Annotated in this window: 18 protein-coding genes; 6 read left to right on the top strand and 12 right to left on the bottom strand. The window is 54.7% G+C overall.

What is annotated here, in order from left to right:
• Positions 1–6 precede the first annotated feature (6 nt).
• Together JIG40_RS10800 and greB are read right to left on the bottom strand one after the other, a co-directional pair.
• Positions 7–1,005: a LacI family DNA-binding transcriptional regulator gene (locus JIG40_RS10800; protein WP_020329347.1), complete on the bottom strand. Its 999-nt coding sequence runs from the start codon at positions 1,003–1,005 to the stop codon at positions 7–9.
• Between the two features lie 136 nt (positions 1,006–1,141).
• Entirely contained in the window at positions 1,142–1,627 is a 486-nt protein-coding gene (gene greB / locus JIG40_RS10795) for a transcription elongation factor GreB (protein WP_020329346.1), read from the bottom strand.
• A gap of 143 nt (positions 1,628–1,770) precedes the next feature.
• Here greB and JIG40_RS10790 point away from each other — a divergent pair, with 143 nt between their 5' ends.
• Complete coding sequence (locus JIG40_RS10790) at positions 1,771–2,433, top strand: hypothetical protein (protein ID WP_199465339.1); 663 nt, start codon at positions 1,771–1,773, stop codon at positions 2,431–2,433.
• Between the two features lie 55 nt (positions 2,434–2,488).
• Positions 2,489–4,798 carry a Tex family protein gene (locus JIG40_RS10785; RefSeq protein WP_020429362.1) on the top strand — a complete coding sequence of 770 codons (2,310 nt, stop codon included), beginning with the start codon at positions 2,489–2,491 and terminating at the stop codon, positions 4,796–4,798.
• A gap of 81 nt (positions 4,799–4,879) precedes the next feature.
• On the opposite strand, the gene JIG40_RS10780 is transcribed toward JIG40_RS10785, so the two are convergent.
• Complete coding sequence (locus JIG40_RS10780; protein ID WP_020329343.1) at positions 4,880–5,350, bottom strand: hypothetical protein; 471 nt, start codon at positions 5,348–5,350, stop codon at positions 4,880–4,882.
• A gap of 128 nt (positions 5,351–5,478) precedes the next feature.
• The gene (gene bioH / locus JIG40_RS10775) at positions 5,479–6,249 is read right to left on the bottom strand and encodes a pimeloyl-ACP methyl ester esterase BioH (protein WP_199465380.1); all 771 of its coding nucleotides are present in this window, start codon (positions 6,247–6,249) and stop codon (positions 5,479–5,481) included.
• An 86-nt stretch (positions 6,250–6,335) separates the two neighbouring features.
• Here bioH and JIG40_RS10770 point away from each other — a divergent pair, with 86 nt between their 5' ends.
• The 4 genes from JIG40_RS10770 to cysQ all read left to right on the top strand — a co-directional run bounded on the left by JIG40_RS10770 (position 6,336) and on the right by cysQ (position 9,270).
• A complete protein-coding gene (locus tag JIG40_RS10770) occupies positions 6,336–7,037 on the top strand; it encodes a phosphoribosyltransferase family protein (RefSeq protein WP_199465338.1) in 702 nt (233 codons plus the stop codon).
• A 100-nt stretch (positions 7,038–7,137) separates the two neighbouring features.
• Positions 7,138–7,725: a Fe-S biogenesis protein NfuA gene (nfuA, locus tag JIG40_RS10765; protein ID WP_024373335.1), complete on the top strand. Its 588-nt coding sequence runs from the start codon at positions 7,138–7,140 to the stop codon at positions 7,723–7,725.
• A 145-nt stretch (positions 7,726–7,870) separates the two neighbouring features.
• On the top strand, positions 7,871–8,419 hold the full coding sequence (gene nudE, locus JIG40_RS10760; RefSeq protein ID WP_047459232.1) for an ADP compounds hydrolase NudE: 549 nt from the start codon (positions 7,871–7,873) through the stop codon (positions 8,417–8,419).
• A gap of 23 nt (positions 8,420–8,442) precedes the next feature.
• On the top strand, positions 8,443–9,270 hold the full coding sequence (cysQ, locus tag JIG40_RS10755; RefSeq protein WP_020429367.1) for a 3'(2'),5'-bisphosphate nucleotidase CysQ: 828 nt from the start codon (positions 8,443–8,445) through the stop codon (positions 9,268–9,270).
• A gap of 29 nt (positions 9,271–9,299) precedes the next feature.
• Here the strand turns inward: cysQ and JIG40_RS10750 are convergent, their stop codons facing one another.
• The 8 genes from JIG40_RS10750 to gspG are packed head-to-tail and all read right to left on the bottom strand — an operon-like array spanning position 9,300 to position 14,810.
• Positions 9,300–10,058 (bottom strand): type II secretion system protein N, encoded by a 759-nt coding sequence (locus tag JIG40_RS10750; protein ID WP_199465337.1) that lies wholly within the window; start codon positions 10,056–10,058, stop codon positions 9,300–9,302.
• Entirely contained in the window at positions 10,058–10,564 is a 507-nt protein-coding gene (locus JIG40_RS10745) for a type II secretion system protein M (protein ID WP_024373337.1), read from the bottom strand. Before JIG40_RS10745 ends, JIG40_RS10750 begins: the two co-directional genes overlap by 1 nt.
• A 9-nt stretch (positions 10,565–10,573) precedes the next feature.
• Positions 10,574–11,785 (bottom strand): type II secretion system protein GspL, encoded by a 1,212-nt coding sequence (gene gspL / locus JIG40_RS10740; protein WP_199465336.1) that lies wholly within the window; start codon positions 11,783–11,785, stop codon positions 10,574–10,576.
• Positions 11,754–12,764 (bottom strand): type II secretion system minor pseudopilin GspK, encoded by a 1,011-nt coding sequence (gspK, locus tag JIG40_RS10735; protein WP_199465335.1) that lies wholly within the window; start codon positions 12,762–12,764, stop codon positions 11,754–11,756. The genes gspL and gspK overlap by 32 nt, the downstream gene beginning before the upstream one ends.
• A complete protein-coding gene (gene gspJ, locus JIG40_RS10730; RefSeq protein ID WP_199465334.1) occupies positions 12,754–13,401 on the bottom strand; it encodes a type II secretion system minor pseudopilin GspJ in 648 nt (215 codons plus the stop codon). Before gspJ ends, gspK begins: the two co-directional genes overlap by 11 nt.
• On the bottom strand, positions 13,388–13,744 hold the full coding sequence (gspI, locus tag JIG40_RS10725) for a type II secretion system minor pseudopilin GspI (protein ID WP_158142533.1): 357 nt from the start codon (positions 13,742–13,744) through the stop codon (positions 13,388–13,390). The genes gspJ and gspI overlap by 14 nt, the downstream gene beginning before the upstream one ends.
• Complete coding sequence (gspH, locus tag JIG40_RS10720) at positions 13,731–14,312, bottom strand: type II secretion system minor pseudopilin GspH (protein ID WP_199465379.1); 582 nt, start codon at positions 14,310–14,312, stop codon at positions 13,731–13,733. Before gspH ends, gspI begins: the two co-directional genes overlap by 14 nt.
• 54 nt (positions 14,313–14,366) lie before the next feature.
• Positions 14,367–14,810, bottom strand: a complete 444-nt coding sequence (gspG, locus tag JIG40_RS10715; protein ID WP_020329329.1) for a type II secretion system major pseudopilin GspG — start codon at positions 14,808–14,810, stop codon at positions 14,367–14,369.
• Positions 14,811–14,846: the final 36 nt, after the last annotated feature.

Below are 14,846 nucleotides of genomic sequence, written 5' to 3'. Positions count from 1 at the left end.
TGAGAATTACAGGCTGTCGCCTTCGGTGAGGCGATAGCCGAGATCAAACACTTTCTGCTCCACCGTTTCTCCTGAGAGCGCAGCCAGCAAGAGCTCTGCGCTTTTTTTACCAATTTCAAAACGCGGCGTTTCAACACTGGTCAGCTTAGGAATGATTGCCTGACCGATATCCAGCGCGTTATACCCGACCACACCAATCTGCTCTGGCACTTTGATACCTTTGTGGGCGCAATACATCATGGCACCAATCGCCACGTCATCGTTGGTGCAGAAAATCGCATCCAGTTGCGGCTGTTCGCGCAGCGCCTTTTCCAGCAGCGCACCTCCGAGCGTAAAGCTCGAATGCTCACCCGTTGAGACCTGCAGCGGCTCCAGTCCGGCATCCTGCATCGCTCGCTCATACCCTTTCATCCGCAAGCGGGTTCGCGTATCCAAGCGCGCACCGAGATAAACGATGTGCTTTTTGCCGCGCGCAATCATGTTCTGCACCACTTCGTAAGAGGTTTGCTCGTGATCAAGCCCGACCGCCATATCAATCGGGCTGAGCGGAATTTCCATGGTTTCCACCACCGGGATGCCAGCCGAGTTGAGCATCTGCAACGTGCGGTCGGTGTGGTTGGTTTCGGTCAGGATCAAGCCATCCACACGATAGGACAGCAATGCCGCGATCTTCTCTTCTTCCTCTTTGGAGCTGTAGCCGGTATGCGCAATCAGCGTGTCGTAACCAGCCGCTTTGGTGACCGCTTCAATCCCCTGCACCAAATGGGCAAACACTTGGTTGGAGAGCGAAGGCAGAATAATGCCAATCGCACGGCTGGAGGATTTGGACAGAATCGCCGGCACGCGGTTCTGGATGTAACCGAGTTCATCAATCACTGCCGCGATTTTTTCCTGGGTTTTCTGCGCCACCGAATTCGGGTCACGCAAATAGCGCGACACGGTCATCTTGGTGATGCCCACCTGGTCGGCAATGTCTTGTAATGTCGGTCTGGTTTTTCGCTGCATACTTATCCTAATCGGTGCGGGCTAACGCCGCCCTGTCACGACCCCGGTGTCGGCGGGCTATGATAAAACAAGGCTGTAACCGAAACTACGCCAGTTTTTCACAAAAGCACGCCAAACTGAGCGATCGCGTGCGCATTTACGCATTTTTCTCATATTCGATGTGGTTGATGAACCACTCTTTCTCGCCACTCGGCGTACGGACCACGAACTCGTCATCGACCTCTTTTTTCAGCAGCGCTCGCGCCATCGGCGAGTCAATCGAGATGTAATCTTTCACATCGTCGCCGTAAATTTCTTCTGGCCCGACGATGCGGAATTTTTTCACTTCGCCCGCGCTGTTTTCAATTTCAACCCAGGCGCCGAAGAACACTTTGCCTTCCTGCTGCGGAGAGTAATCGACGATTTTCAGCTCTGGCAGCAGCTTGCGCAGAAAACGCACCCGGCGGTCGATTTGACGCAGCAGACGCTTGTTGAACGTGTAGTCCGCATTCTCGGAGCGATCACCAAGGCTGGCCGCCCAGGTAACGATTTTGGTCACTTCCGGACGGCGTTCATTCCACAGATAGTCGTGCTCTTTTTTGAGTTTATTGTACCCCTCTCGGGTGATCAGCTTGGTTTTCATTTACACCTTAAACATTCTAATAATCATTTGGTTAAAAAAAGCCAAAACCTAAAATCACATCATTTTAGTTTGTTTTATTACATTAAAAAACACTGTTTCAATAGCATTGTGCGATTAAGAATTACTTTCGAGTCGACTTCATTATGTCTGCACACGATGCAAAACTCCAAATCCTCGCCAGCGCTAAAGAGTTGCTGACCCTGATTGTCATGCTGCTTATCGCACCACTCGCCCTGTATATTGACCTCGCGATTCTGCACAACGACATCGGCGAGATCTCCGTCACCGAGCTCACTCAGGAAACATTCGTCGCTTTTGCCGCGCTGCTCTTTGCGCTGGCAGCCAAACGCACGCCACCAGCACGCGGTTTTTATCTGCTGGCGGCGGGCTTCTTCAGCTGCGTACTGATCCGCGAGCTCGACCAGCTGTTTGACCACGTCTATCACGGTTTCTGGCTGATTCCGGCTCTGCTGACGGCCATGCTGTGTATCGGGTACGCATGCCTGTACTGCAACGACTCCATCTGGATTCCGCTGGCTGCCTTTACAAAGCAAAGAGAGTATGTGTATATGGTCGGCGGATTACTCATGGTGCTGGTCTTCAGCCGCGTGTTCGGAAGCGGACGACTGTTGTGGGAGCACATCATGGGTCAGGACTACAATTTTGTATTCAAGAGTGCCTTGCAGGAAGGACTCGAGCTGCTGGGGTACATCTGGATGAGTTACGCCGCCTATTGCCAGTGCTGGCGCCCCCAAACCCACACCGACGAAATTCAATCTTCTCTGACAAGGCTGGTAGACGTTTAAAATAGACTCTGTTGCCCCCACTTCAGTGATTCTGTTGTAAAAAGTGATATCAACCATGAGCTTAGCTATCTGTCAATCGATTGCCAAAGAGCTGAACGTTCGCTCAGAGCAAGTCATCGCCGCCGTCAAACTGATTGACGACGGCAACACCGTTCCGTTTATCGCCCGTTACCGTAAAGAGGTCACCGGCGGTCTGGACGATACCCAGCTGCGTACGCTGGACAGCCGCCTCGCGTACCTGCGCGAAATGGATGACCGCCGCCAGACCATTATCAAATCCATTCAGGATCAGGGCAAACTGACTCCTGAACTGGAACAAGCGATTCAGGACGCCGACAGCAAAACCCGTCTGGAAGATCTGTATCTGCCATACAAACCTAAGCGTCGCACCAAAGGCCAAATCGCGATTGAAGCGGGTCTGGAACCGCTGGCAGATAAACTGTGGACGCAGCCGGATACCGATCCGGAGCGTGAAGCAGAACGCTACATTGCCGCTGACAAAGGCATCGACGACAGCAAAGCGGCGCTGGACGGCGCACGTGCCATCATTATGGAACGCATCGCCGAAGATGCGAACTTGCTGGAAAAAATCCGTCAGCACCTGACGCGTAACGCCGAAATCGTCTCTCGCGTGGTGGAAGGGAAAGAGCGTGACGGCGAGAAATTCAAAGATTACTTTGACCACCGCGAGCCCATCAGCAAAGTGCCGTCGCACCGTGCGTTGGCCATGCTACGTGGCCGCAACGAAGGCTTCCTGACCCTGACGCTAAACGCCGATCCGGAATTGGAAGAGACCGCGCGTCAGTCGTACTGCGAAACCCTGATTGCCGAACATTACGGCATTCACCTCAGCCAAGCGGCAGCCGACGCGTGGCGCAAACAGGTGATCAGTTGGTCATGGCGCATCAAGGTTTCGATGCACATGGAAACCGAATTGATGAGCGCGATGAAAGAGCGCGCCGAAATCGATGCTATCGACGTGTTCGCCACCAACCTGAAAGATTTGCTGATGGCAGCCCCGGCAGGCCCGCGCGCAACCCTTGGCCTCGATCCGGGCCTGCGTACTGGGTGTAAAGTGGCGGTGGTGGATGCCACCGGTAAAGTGCTCGCGACTGACACCATTTATCCGCACCAACCGCACAATCAATACGACCGCGCGATGGCGAGCGTGGCAGCGCTGGTGAAGCAACACCATGTCGATCTGATTGCGATCGGTAACGGCACCGCATCGCGTGAAACCGACGCTTTTGCTGCTGACCTCATCAAACGCGGCAACCTCAAAGTGCAGAAAATCACGGTGAGCGAAGCCGGCGCCTCGGTGTATTCAGCGTCCGAACTGGCCGCCAAAGAATTTCCGAATCTGGATGTTTCCCTGCGCGGCGCAGTGTCCATTGCCCGTCGCCTGCAAGACCCGCTGGCAGAGCTGGTGAAAATCGACCCAAAATCCATCGGTGTCGGCCAATATCAACACGACGTCAGCCAGTCGATGCTGGCCAAGCGTCTTGATGCCGTGGTGGAAGACTGTGTGAACGCCGTCGGTGTGGATGTCAACACCGCCTCTCCGGCGCTGCTCACGCGCGTCGCGGGCCTGTCGAGCACGCTGGCGCAAAATATCGTGGACTACCGCGATGAAAACGGCCGCTTTGATTCGCGCAGTGCACTGAAAAAAGTGCCGCGTCTGGGGCCAAAAGCCTTTGAACAGTGTGCCGGCTTCCTGCGCATTATGGATGGCAAAAACCCGCTCGATGCCTCTGCGGTGCACCCGGAAGCGTATCCGGTAGTGAAAAACATCGCGGAGAAAAACCAAAAAGCGATCAAAGCGCTGATTGGGAACAGCGAGTTTCTGCGTAACCTGCGCGCGGTCGATTACACCGACGAACACTTCGGGGTGCCGACCGTGAGCGACATCATCAAAGAGCTCGACAAGCCGGGCCGTGACCCGCGCCCTGAGTTCAAAACCGCGACCTTCGCCGACGGCGTGAATGAAGTGTCGGATCTCGAAATCGGCATGGTGCTGGAAGGCGTGGTATCGAACGTGGCCAACTTCGGCGCATTTGTCGACATCGGCGTGCATCAGGACGGGTTAGTCCACATCTCTGCGCTGACCGATCGCTTTGTCTCCGACCCTCGCGAAGTGGTCAAAGCGGGCGACATCGTGAAAGTTAAGGTCATGGAAGTTGACGTGCAGCGTAAACGCATTGCGCTTACTATGCGCCTGAACGACGAACCGGGCCAGGAAAGCCGTCCGGCGCGCAGCAGCCAGCCGCGCCAAGAGCGTGCACCGCGTCGGCGTGATGAACCGTCCAACGCTGGTGGCGCGATGAGCGGCGCCTTTGCCGCGGCCTTTGCCAAAGCGAAGAAATAAGCGCAATTGAGCTGAAAAAGGAAATCCCCAGTGGAATATTCCGCTGGGGATTTTTTCTGCGTGTCTCATCGCAAGCGATGACTACAAGACCGCAATCACTTCTGATGGCGTGTTCGGCGCTACAGCATGGCCGTAATGGAATTTGATTACGGTGCGCCGCTTGGCCATTTTGCCTTCAGTTATCGCAGCATCAATAACGCGTTTCGGCAGGCGAAACCGCATCGCATAACCTTTACCCTGCGAATGGCTGTAAGTCGACAAAGCCAGCAGATCGAACAATCGCTCCAGCTCACTTTTCGGCTCGTCATGCGGACGCACCGTCGTCTCGGTCTCCTGATCCAGCTCATAGCCGGGATGCTCAGACGGATCCCAGGACGACTGCTTACGCCGTTTGTCGTCGCCTTTGACCTTACGCTCCGCGTTGGGTTTGGTCAGCTCTACTGTCGGCATCACAGGCTCACGGACTCGGTTGTCACGCGCGGCCTGCTCTGTCGGCACGTTTACTGATGGGGCGATAAGTGGCACGCTGACATTTGTCGGTGACACGATCATAGCCGAAACCTCCTCAGTATCGCCCGGCCCGGTCGGCGCGTTCACGCGTCGGGGTTAGCTTATTTATCGACCAGTAGTGACAAACATTGAGTGATATTTATGTTAACGCGCGGAATTAAGCCAAAGGTTTAGTGTTGTCCGGCGAACGCCACCAGTTGCTGACAGAAAGTGTCAAACTCTGTCATGAACGGCGCATGGGAAGATTCGGTGAAAATATATTGCTGACTGTCTGGCACCACCTGAGCCAGATCGTGCGCCACTTTAACCGGCACCAACCCGTCAAGGCGACCATACAGGCGCAGCAGCGGCACCGAAATGTGCGGCAGTTGCTCACGCAAATCGACATTAGCCAACATTTGCAAGCCCGCCAGCAAAGAGTGTGGGTTCGGGCTGGGACGCGACAACACCGCCTGCTTGAGGGTTTTGACGTCCTGACGCGCGGACGGGCTGCCCATTGCCTGCAACGCCATAAAGCGCTCAATCGTGGTTTGAAAATCGTCCACCAGTTGATCGGTAAACGCACTCAGCACCTGAGGCTGAATGCCACGCCACGGACGCTCGGCAGCAAATTTCGGTGATGAGGCGACCGTGACTAACTTGGCAACATACTCGCTGTGGTGCAGCGCCATGTGCGTCGCCACCAGCCCACCCAGTGACCAACCGACCCAAATCGCCTGCTTCGGAGCACGTTCCGTCAAACGTTGCGCAATGGCTTCGAGAGAATCCGCATGCTGATCGGCGCTGTGTCCGTAGCCGGGCAAATCGACCACATGCACGCGAAAATACGCAGCCAGTACCTCGGCGGTTTGCTGCCACACGGCGCCATTCATCCCCCAGCCGTGCACCAACACCAAATCCGGGCCGCTGCCGTTTACCTGCCAATACAACTCCGCTGCCATCGTCACATGTTCTCCTACTTATTCCATGCACACCGTGCTTGAGCCTGTCGCAATGATAGCGCCATACCCTTTAGTTTTGGTCTGTTATGTTAACCAATCGACTTCAAAAAACCATGTTTTCGTGGCTGAGACCGTCGTGTCAGCTGTGCGGTTTGCCCCTTGAATCGCATAACACGCAGAGCTTGTGTGGCGCATGCCTCGACTGGTACGCACCAACCACGCGTTGCGCTCGCTGCGGCCAGCCTTGTGAAGCCGCTACCGAGCAGTGTGGCCAATGCCTGACATCGCCGCCGCCGTGGCACAAGCTCTATTGTTTGGGCGATTACCGTTTTCCGCTCAGTCAGAGCGTGCATCAGCTCAAATATCAGCGCCAGTTCTGGCAAGCGCAGCCGCTGGCCGGATTGTTAGCCCCAAGAATTGTATCGCCCGCCCCACTGGTGACCTGCGTGCCGCTGCACTGGCGCCGCCATGCCTGGCGCGGTTTCAATCAAAGTGATGTTTTGGCACGTCAACTTGCGCAGCAACTCGGCAGCCAATACCAGCCTCGGCTGTTTTCCCGTCGCCTGGCCACCCCGCCGCAGCAAGGCCTGAACAAAGCTCAGCGCCGGCGCAATCTCAACCAAGCTTTTGTCTTAAACAGTGCGCCGAGCCACAGACACATCGCGATCGTTGATGATGTCGTCACCACAGGCAGTACGGTGCGACAATTATGCAATTTACTGCTTGATGTAGGCGTCGAAAGCCTTGATATTTACTGCATATGCCGCACTCCTGAACCGGGTGACTGACCCCAGCGTTAAAATGCGCTCACAAAAAAGGGCTGGATCCTCGGCTCGACAGGAGTAGAATGGTGACTAAATAGCCTACAATTTTACTCAGGTATTCGTCGTGTCAAATACTATTACTATTACCGAATCTGCCCAGTCTCACTTTGCTAAGCTGCTTGCTCAGCAACCAGAAGGCACTAACATTCGTGTGTTCGTGGTCAACCCGGGCACCCAAAATGCGGAATGTGGCGTGTCTTACTGCCCGCCTGAGGCTGTGGAAGCTACCGATACTGAAATCCCATACAGCGATTTTTCTGCGTATGTGGACGAACTGAGCCTGCCATTCCTGGAAGAAGCCGTGATCGACTTCGTAACAGACAAAATGGGCTCACAACTGACGCTGAAAGCACCGAACGCGAAAATGCGTAAAGTGTCGGATGACGCCTCACTGATGGAACGCGTGGAATACGCGATTCAGACTCAGGTTAACCCACAACTGGCAGGTCACGGCGGTCACGTCCAACTGTTGGAAATCTCGGACGACGGCGTTGCGCTGGTTCAGTTCGGCGGCGGCTGTAACGGCTGTTCAATGGTGGACGTAACACTGAAAGAAGGGATCGAAAAAGAGCTGCTGGCTCAGTTCGAAGGTGAACTGACTGCGGTGCGCGATTCCACCGAACACGATCGTGGTGAGCACTCTTACTACTGATACACCGACAACGAAAAGCTGATGCATGCATCAGCTTTTTTTATTTTCTGCGCCAGCACGTGTGGTCGCCTGTAAAGAGTGATATTTTCACTCGCAAGATTTTCTCATATAGTAAGAAAACTTTTGAATGCGAAGGAGTTAGCGTATGCCATCTAAATCATTACCGGAGATTTTGGCCCGTAGTACGGTTGCCAAGTCGAGACTGTTTGCCATTGAGGCGCTCGACCTCCGTTTTTCTAATGGTGAGCAACGCACCTACGAACGCATGAAACCCAGTGGCCGCAACGCCGTAATGATGGTACCAGTCACCGAGAACGGCGATCTGCTGTTGGTGCGCGAATACGCCGCGGGCACTGAAAACTACGAACTCGGTTTTCCCAAAGGTTTGATTGACCCGGGAGAATCAGCTCAGGAAGCCGCCGTGCGCGAACTGAAAGAAGAGATTGGCTTTGGTGCGCATCGCTTAACCCACCTCAAAGAAGTGGTGTTGGCGCCGTCGTATTTTTCCAGCCGTATGACACTCTTCATCGCACAGGATCTATACTCAGAACAATTGGAAGGCGATGAACCTGAGCCACTCGAAGTGGTTCGCTGGCCCCTCGCTCAAGCCGAAGAGTTGCTGACTCACTTAGATTTTAGCGAAGCTCGCAGCATCACTGCACTACTGCTCGCTCTGCGCCACTTGCAATCCTGACCAGCAGAGCTAAAGGAAAGAGTATGCCTACCGCCAAAGATCTGTCTCACCTGCTGCCCGATGTCATCAGCATCGCGCGTTCTGCCGGACAACTGATTCTCGATATTTACGAGAACAAATCCTACGAATCCTATACCAAAAGTGATGAAACCCCAGTCACCAGCGCCGATCTCGCAGCGCATAAACTGGTGGTGGAACGCCTGAGCGAACTGACACCTGACATTCCGGTGTTATCCGAAGAAGCGGCGAACATTAGCCTGACCACGCGGGAAACCTGGCAGCGCTATTGGCTGGTTGACCCATTGGATGGTACGCAGGAGTTCATCGCCCGTAGCGGTGATTTCGCGACCATCATTGCGCTGGTGGAAAACAACCGACCAGTGATGGGCGTGGTGTATGGCCCGGTTTCCGGCGTCACTTACTACGCGTATTCCGGCAAAGGCGCATGGAAGATCCCGGATATGTCGGAAAGCCTGCGCATCGAGACCCACAAACATGAACTGCCGGGACAGTCGATCGCGATTGCCATCAGCCGCCGCCAGGACATTAACCGCATTACCAACCGGTTAAGCAGTCAGTGGAACTACGAATTGGTGCCACTCGGCTCTGCGGCACTCAAAGCGTGCCTGGTGGCCGAAGGGGCGGTCGATTGCTACCTGCGTCTGGGGCCGACTGGCGAGTGGGACACCGCCGCGACCCAGTGTATTGTAGAAGAAGCCGGCGGTCGCATACTCAGCACACAGTTAGAACCGCTGTCGTACAACGAGCGGGATACGCTGGAGAACCCGAACTTTATTGTGCTGGGTGACGCTGACCTGCCATGGGACAAGATTCTCAAGGTCAAAGATTAAAAAAGGGCGAGATAACCTCGCCCTTTTCTTTACAGCTGGCCCTGACGGGAAAACTGAAAACGCCCTTGCCCATCCGGACGTGGCAGATATTTAAGCTGCTCAGCCATAGAGTTGGGAAATTCTGCGCCGGGTTTAAACCAGGCCTGAGCCGTAAAACGGCGATTGGCATTAATCTGTGCGCTGAATTCACTGCTCACCTGACCACTCTGCTGACCACCTTTGACGTTCAATACGTTGTCTTCACATCCCACTTCGGCCATGACCGGCCCAAGCTGTAAATCGCCAAGCGGTGACTGAATGGCACTCTGAGCCCACACCAGATTGCCACTGGCCGCACGACACCAAGGCGCTCCATAGCGATAATCACGCAGTGTCAGCTCGACCTGTCCCATAGCATTGATAGGCAGTGGCAGATGCAGCGACTGCACCACTTTTTCTGCAGGCGCAGACACCACCATATCCTCGGCAAACGGGCCGGAAAAAGTGTAACCCACCATGCCTTTGCCGCGCACATCCAGATCACTGCCGCGTCCAAAACGCACCGCGACTCTGGCTTCGGCGCTGAGCAGTGAGGACCACTGCAAATGCCAGTTCAATGCGCCGAGATTGCTGCTCTGCCAGCGTACCTGACTGGCACTCCCCTGCCACCAATTGCCCTGCACACCTTGCAGCTCAAGCCCCGACGGCAGCGGCACCGACTTAAGCACCACGCTAGCCGGTAAATGGACAATCGCACTGACCGCAAACACCACCACAAACAGGGCGACATAACCTAACTTGTGTTTCATCACACTCCCCGTTTCAGCTGCAGACGTTTCACTTCTACCACACCCGGCACTTTACCGCGGTCGAGATCCATAAATTCGACATCCACGCCCTGTTTCTCTTTGAGGTACGCAATCCACGAGACCAATTGCGAGAAGGGCAGTGGCTGAATCCACACTTGCATCATCTCGCCTCGAGGCTGCACGCGGATCAGCTCAATATTAAACTGACGCGTCGAGCTGGAAATAACCTGATTAAGCGGTTGAGCCGTGCCCACCACGCCTCCCTGTCGACGCAGTGTGACGATATCGTCAGCGGTGGACTGCACCCATTGCAGAAGCTGCTGCTCCGAGACAATACGCGCTCTCGCCGCGTCACTGCGTTGCTGCAGCGGCTGCAGCACACCCCAGTAGAGAATGCCCAGCAGCAGCAAACCGCCACACACCAGCACCAGACGCTGCTCACGCTGGCTGATACTGCTCCACCAGGTGTGGAGTGAGATTTGTAACGGGTTGAGTAAATTTTTCATGCTCTGCCCCTATTTGCGTTTGAGGACATACGACCCCACCACTAATTCGCCATTTTTGCTCAGTTGCCCTTGCTCAACCGCAAAGTTCTCTTCGAACTTCACCCGTGCTTGCTCAAAGGTCTGGAAATCTTTACTGGTTGCTTCCAGGCGCACTTCGCCGCGATCGCCATCAAAACGCAGGCTCTGCACCTGCAGTGCATTGATACTGCGTAGGGTATCCGGCAACTTGCTCAGCCAGCCCAACACATGCTCACCGCTGCTGCCTCCGGATAACATCGCCAGTTCATCGCTCATTTGGCGTTTTAAATAGCTGACGGTCGGAATGCGCTGCTTATCAGGGAAAATGGCTCGGAAAATGCGTTCACTTTCCGCACGGTAAGTCTGTGCGGTCGTTTCATATTGATAAGCTTCAACCAGGCGATATCCCATCGATACCACCAGCAGTAACCCGGCGGCAATGGCCGCTTTGCGCCACACCAGCCAGTATTTAGACCAGGAAGATTTCGGTGTGAATTCTCCAGTCAGCAAGGTCATTTTGCTGCGCAATGCTTCCTGTGTCAGGACCTGCATCACCAGCTCAGAAGGCTCGCTGCGCCAATCCTGACCTTCTGCCAGCGTGAGCTCAGGTAGCGGCGTGTAGGCCTTCAGCGGCAGCCAGGCGTCGCCATCACGCACCCAATCAGACTGACTGAACAGCGGCAGCCACTGAGATTCCACGCTCAGGCCTGAAAACTCGCCCTTACGCACCAGCCATTCATCACCCAGTTGCACCGCAGCCATGCCTTCAGCCTGTGGCAGCGCGAGCACATCCGGCAGGACGCGTTTCACATCAAACTGGAGGGCTTTCAGAGTGTCGAGGCACGATTGCAACCATTGGCGATCTACCCCGGCAACCGAGGCCACGCCACCACTTTTGTTCAATACGCTGAAATGCAGCTCATCGACATCCTGCGCAATCTCATCTTCCACCAAATACGGCAGCATCGATTCCAGTTGTCGGCTGGCGCCCGATGGAATATCGACTTGCGTCAGTACCACATCACTGGCCGCTAACAACAGCAACGTCGAGCGCTGAGCCGCATACGGGGTCAGTTCTTCCAACTGATCCAAACCAGCCACTTCTCCGCTGGCGATCACCGCCTGCTGCTGAGGCGACCACACCAACCAGGGAATGGTGGCATCTTGTTGACTACTCAGCCGAACGGTCAGAAACTCGCTCACTGATTCCTCCAAAGCGACGGCGTATCACCGTTGCAGTTTCTTGTTCATTACTATAAAACAGGCTCCGAACACGCACGCGGGACTCGTCCACTTTCACCTGCGCATCCAGTTCAAAATATTGGCTATCTACGGCCAGATACGCTTTGGCTTCATCGCGTATTGCGCTGTCCACCGCGGCTATCTGGGCTTCCGCCAGAAAGTTATCGACACTGCTCCAACCATCAAATGGTCGGTTTTCCAATACCGTTTTGGCATTGGCGTCGCTCAGCGCCGGGCTGAACATCGCGGCCAGCAGTTTGGCCTGATCCGGTGCCAGTGTATTGATGTTGAGCCGCCAGTCATCGACTGGCAACGCACACACATACGGCAATAATTTCTGCATCACATCGCCACTGACCTGATTGACTGCCCGCAGCTCGCTGGCATCGGCCAGCAGCGAGTTGGCCGCCAGATACGCGGGTGACATCGACTCGTAGTAACTGTCTTCAACCCCGCTCGACGCGTTGACGCTGTCGTTGCTGTCGATGTAATCCCAGGTCGAATCGGCAATGGTTTCAGCCTGGTAATTATCGATGTCGAGATCATCGAGCAATGCGCGCCACACGCGATAAATATAAGGCTGGCTGGTGCCGGTATTGACGGCTTGTTCACTGGCAAACACATTGACGTTAAAACACGCCTGCTTGTCGGTAATGCTGCCCACCACTTCACCATAATCCAGCGGATAGCGGCGGTCTTTCTGCGCCCATGGCTGATTAAGACTCACCACATCGTTATCTTTCAGGCTCTGCTCAATCGCCGCTCTGGCCAGCGCTTCCACCCCGACGCTGTACCAGTATGCCTGTTGATAATTGAGCTGATGACCCGTACGCTGGAACTGAGTAAACATACGTTGCGACATCGTTGCGGCGATAGAAACCATGATCGCGAGCAGCAGCAAAACGATAATCAGGGCAACGCCACGCTGGTTACGAATCATTGCCATCTCCCAACTGACCACCCGTGGTCAGGTAGATACGTTCAATCTGACCGTAATCTTTCAGTGTCAGCGTGACCGAAACAGCCTGCGGAATGGCGTTTTTGGCATCCCATTCATCCAGCCACTCCCCTTTGTGATAAAACTTCATAGACCAGGATTCAACCTTAGTCAGCAGCGGCATTACGACAGGCTCTTGGGCCACGGGCGTGTCGGCATAACGCCACCACAACCGTTCAAGCACGCCATCTTTTATACGATAGCCAACCTTAGCAACTTCGCCACGCGGAAACTGTTGCTGCGGGTTATGCCACCCCAGACGCACAAACAGCACGCCTTTGCTGTCAGAGTCGAGCAGATAGTCACTCCACAGCAGCATTTTTTCGCCCGGCTCTTCGCCATTGGTTCGAAAGCGGCGCAGCGCCATCTGACGAAAATCGGCATCCATCATCACCACGGCACGTTGCAGCTCGCTCAGGCGGGCTTCGCGCTCAGCAGACAAACTGTTGCTGCGCTGCACTTGATTCAGTACCTGATACGCCGCAAGGCTCAGACTGGCAAATATGGCCATCGCCACCAGCACTTCGATCAGAGTGAAGCCGCGTAGGCGGCGCTGACGTCCAGCGTTATTTCGCCACATAACTTCTCACCGTGACCACCGGAGCGGCTTTTTTCTCAGTCGCAACACTGACATCAAACGCCACCAGGATATCGTTACTGGTTTTCACTGGCGTGACTTTCCAGTACCAGGTGCGTCCTGCCAGTTGCTGCGTCCCTTCCCGCGCCTGTGGCGTGGTATTCGCCAGCATGACATTGGCCATTTGATTGTCCACCACCATCGCCGCAAAGGTTTTCTCTTCCAGATAGCTGATGGTATTGATGTGCTGGCTCACGGCGCGCATGACACTGATGGCCGCAGTGGCAAAAATGGCCAGTGCCACCAACACTTCCAGCAGCGTAAACCCTCGCTTAGCGCTTCGCATTGTGCTCTCCCGGCGCCAGCAGGCGAATTTCACCATTATCCTGCACACGCACCTGCCACCCTTTCTCCGGGTTATCCCCGGTTGCGAAGACATCAAGCGTAAACGGGGTCAGCTCACCGCTGGACAGAATAAACACCTGCGGCGGACGCACTTTCTTCTCGTCTTCCTTCGCGGCAAACATCTCTTCATCAAACAGCGAGCCGGGTTTGAACAGTCGATCTTTGTCCTGCCACACATCGCCGCCTGGCAAAAACTGCATCGCCAGCCCCTCTTTCAGCGCCAACATCGAGGCAAAACCGGACTTATTCAGCCGCTGCCAGCCTTTTTCATTCAGACTGAGAAAATGCAGTTGGTGCGTTTTTTCATCCACGCGCAGGCCATAATCAAGCCCGCTGAGGATCGCTTCTTCATTCAGCAGTTGCAGACGCTGATAAAGGCTTTCCGCGACTTCTTTGGCGTCGTCGTTCTGTTTCGAAGGCAACGTGGCAATCACCGCAACGGCACTCATTGACAACAGCACCAGCACCAGCAGAATTTCCAGCAGGGTAAACCCGCGTTTGTACTTCATCACACCGTCGCAACTCGTCATACATCACCGGGCGGCAAAACCGCCCTACCGACCTTATTGGAAATCCTGCAGGTTCCAGTTACCGATATCGGTACTGGTTCCTTCACCGCCTTCCTGACCATCCGCACCCAGCGTAAAAACGTCTATCGTGCCTTTATCACCCGGGCTCAGGTATTGGTAATCGTTGCCCCAAGGATCTTTTGGCAGACGCTTAATGTAGCCACCGGCACGGTAGTTGCGTGGCTCAGGACTGGATGGTTTGTTGACCAGCGCGTCAAGCCCTTGGTCGGTGGTTGGGTAAACGTTGTTGTCCAGCTTGTACATATCGAGTGCATTTTCCAGTGCCACGATGTCCGTAATCGCTTTCTGTTGGTCCGCTTTTTCTTTGTTACCTAACAGATTAGGAACAACGAAGCTGGCCAGAATACCCAGAATCACCACCACGACCATCACTTCCAGCAAGGTAAAACCAGACTGTTTGTTTACTTTTTTGTTCATAAAGACTCCATGTTAAACAAGGCGAAGTTGAGCCGA

The organism is Vibrio sp. bablab_jr001 (genome assembly GCF_016464285.1).
In the GTDB taxonomy this organism is placed as follows: domain Bacteria; phylum Pseudomonadota; class Gammaproteobacteria; order Enterobacterales; family Vibrionaceae; genus Vibrio; species Vibrio fluvialis.
This window is presented reverse-complemented; position numbering and strand designations above follow the sequence as displayed.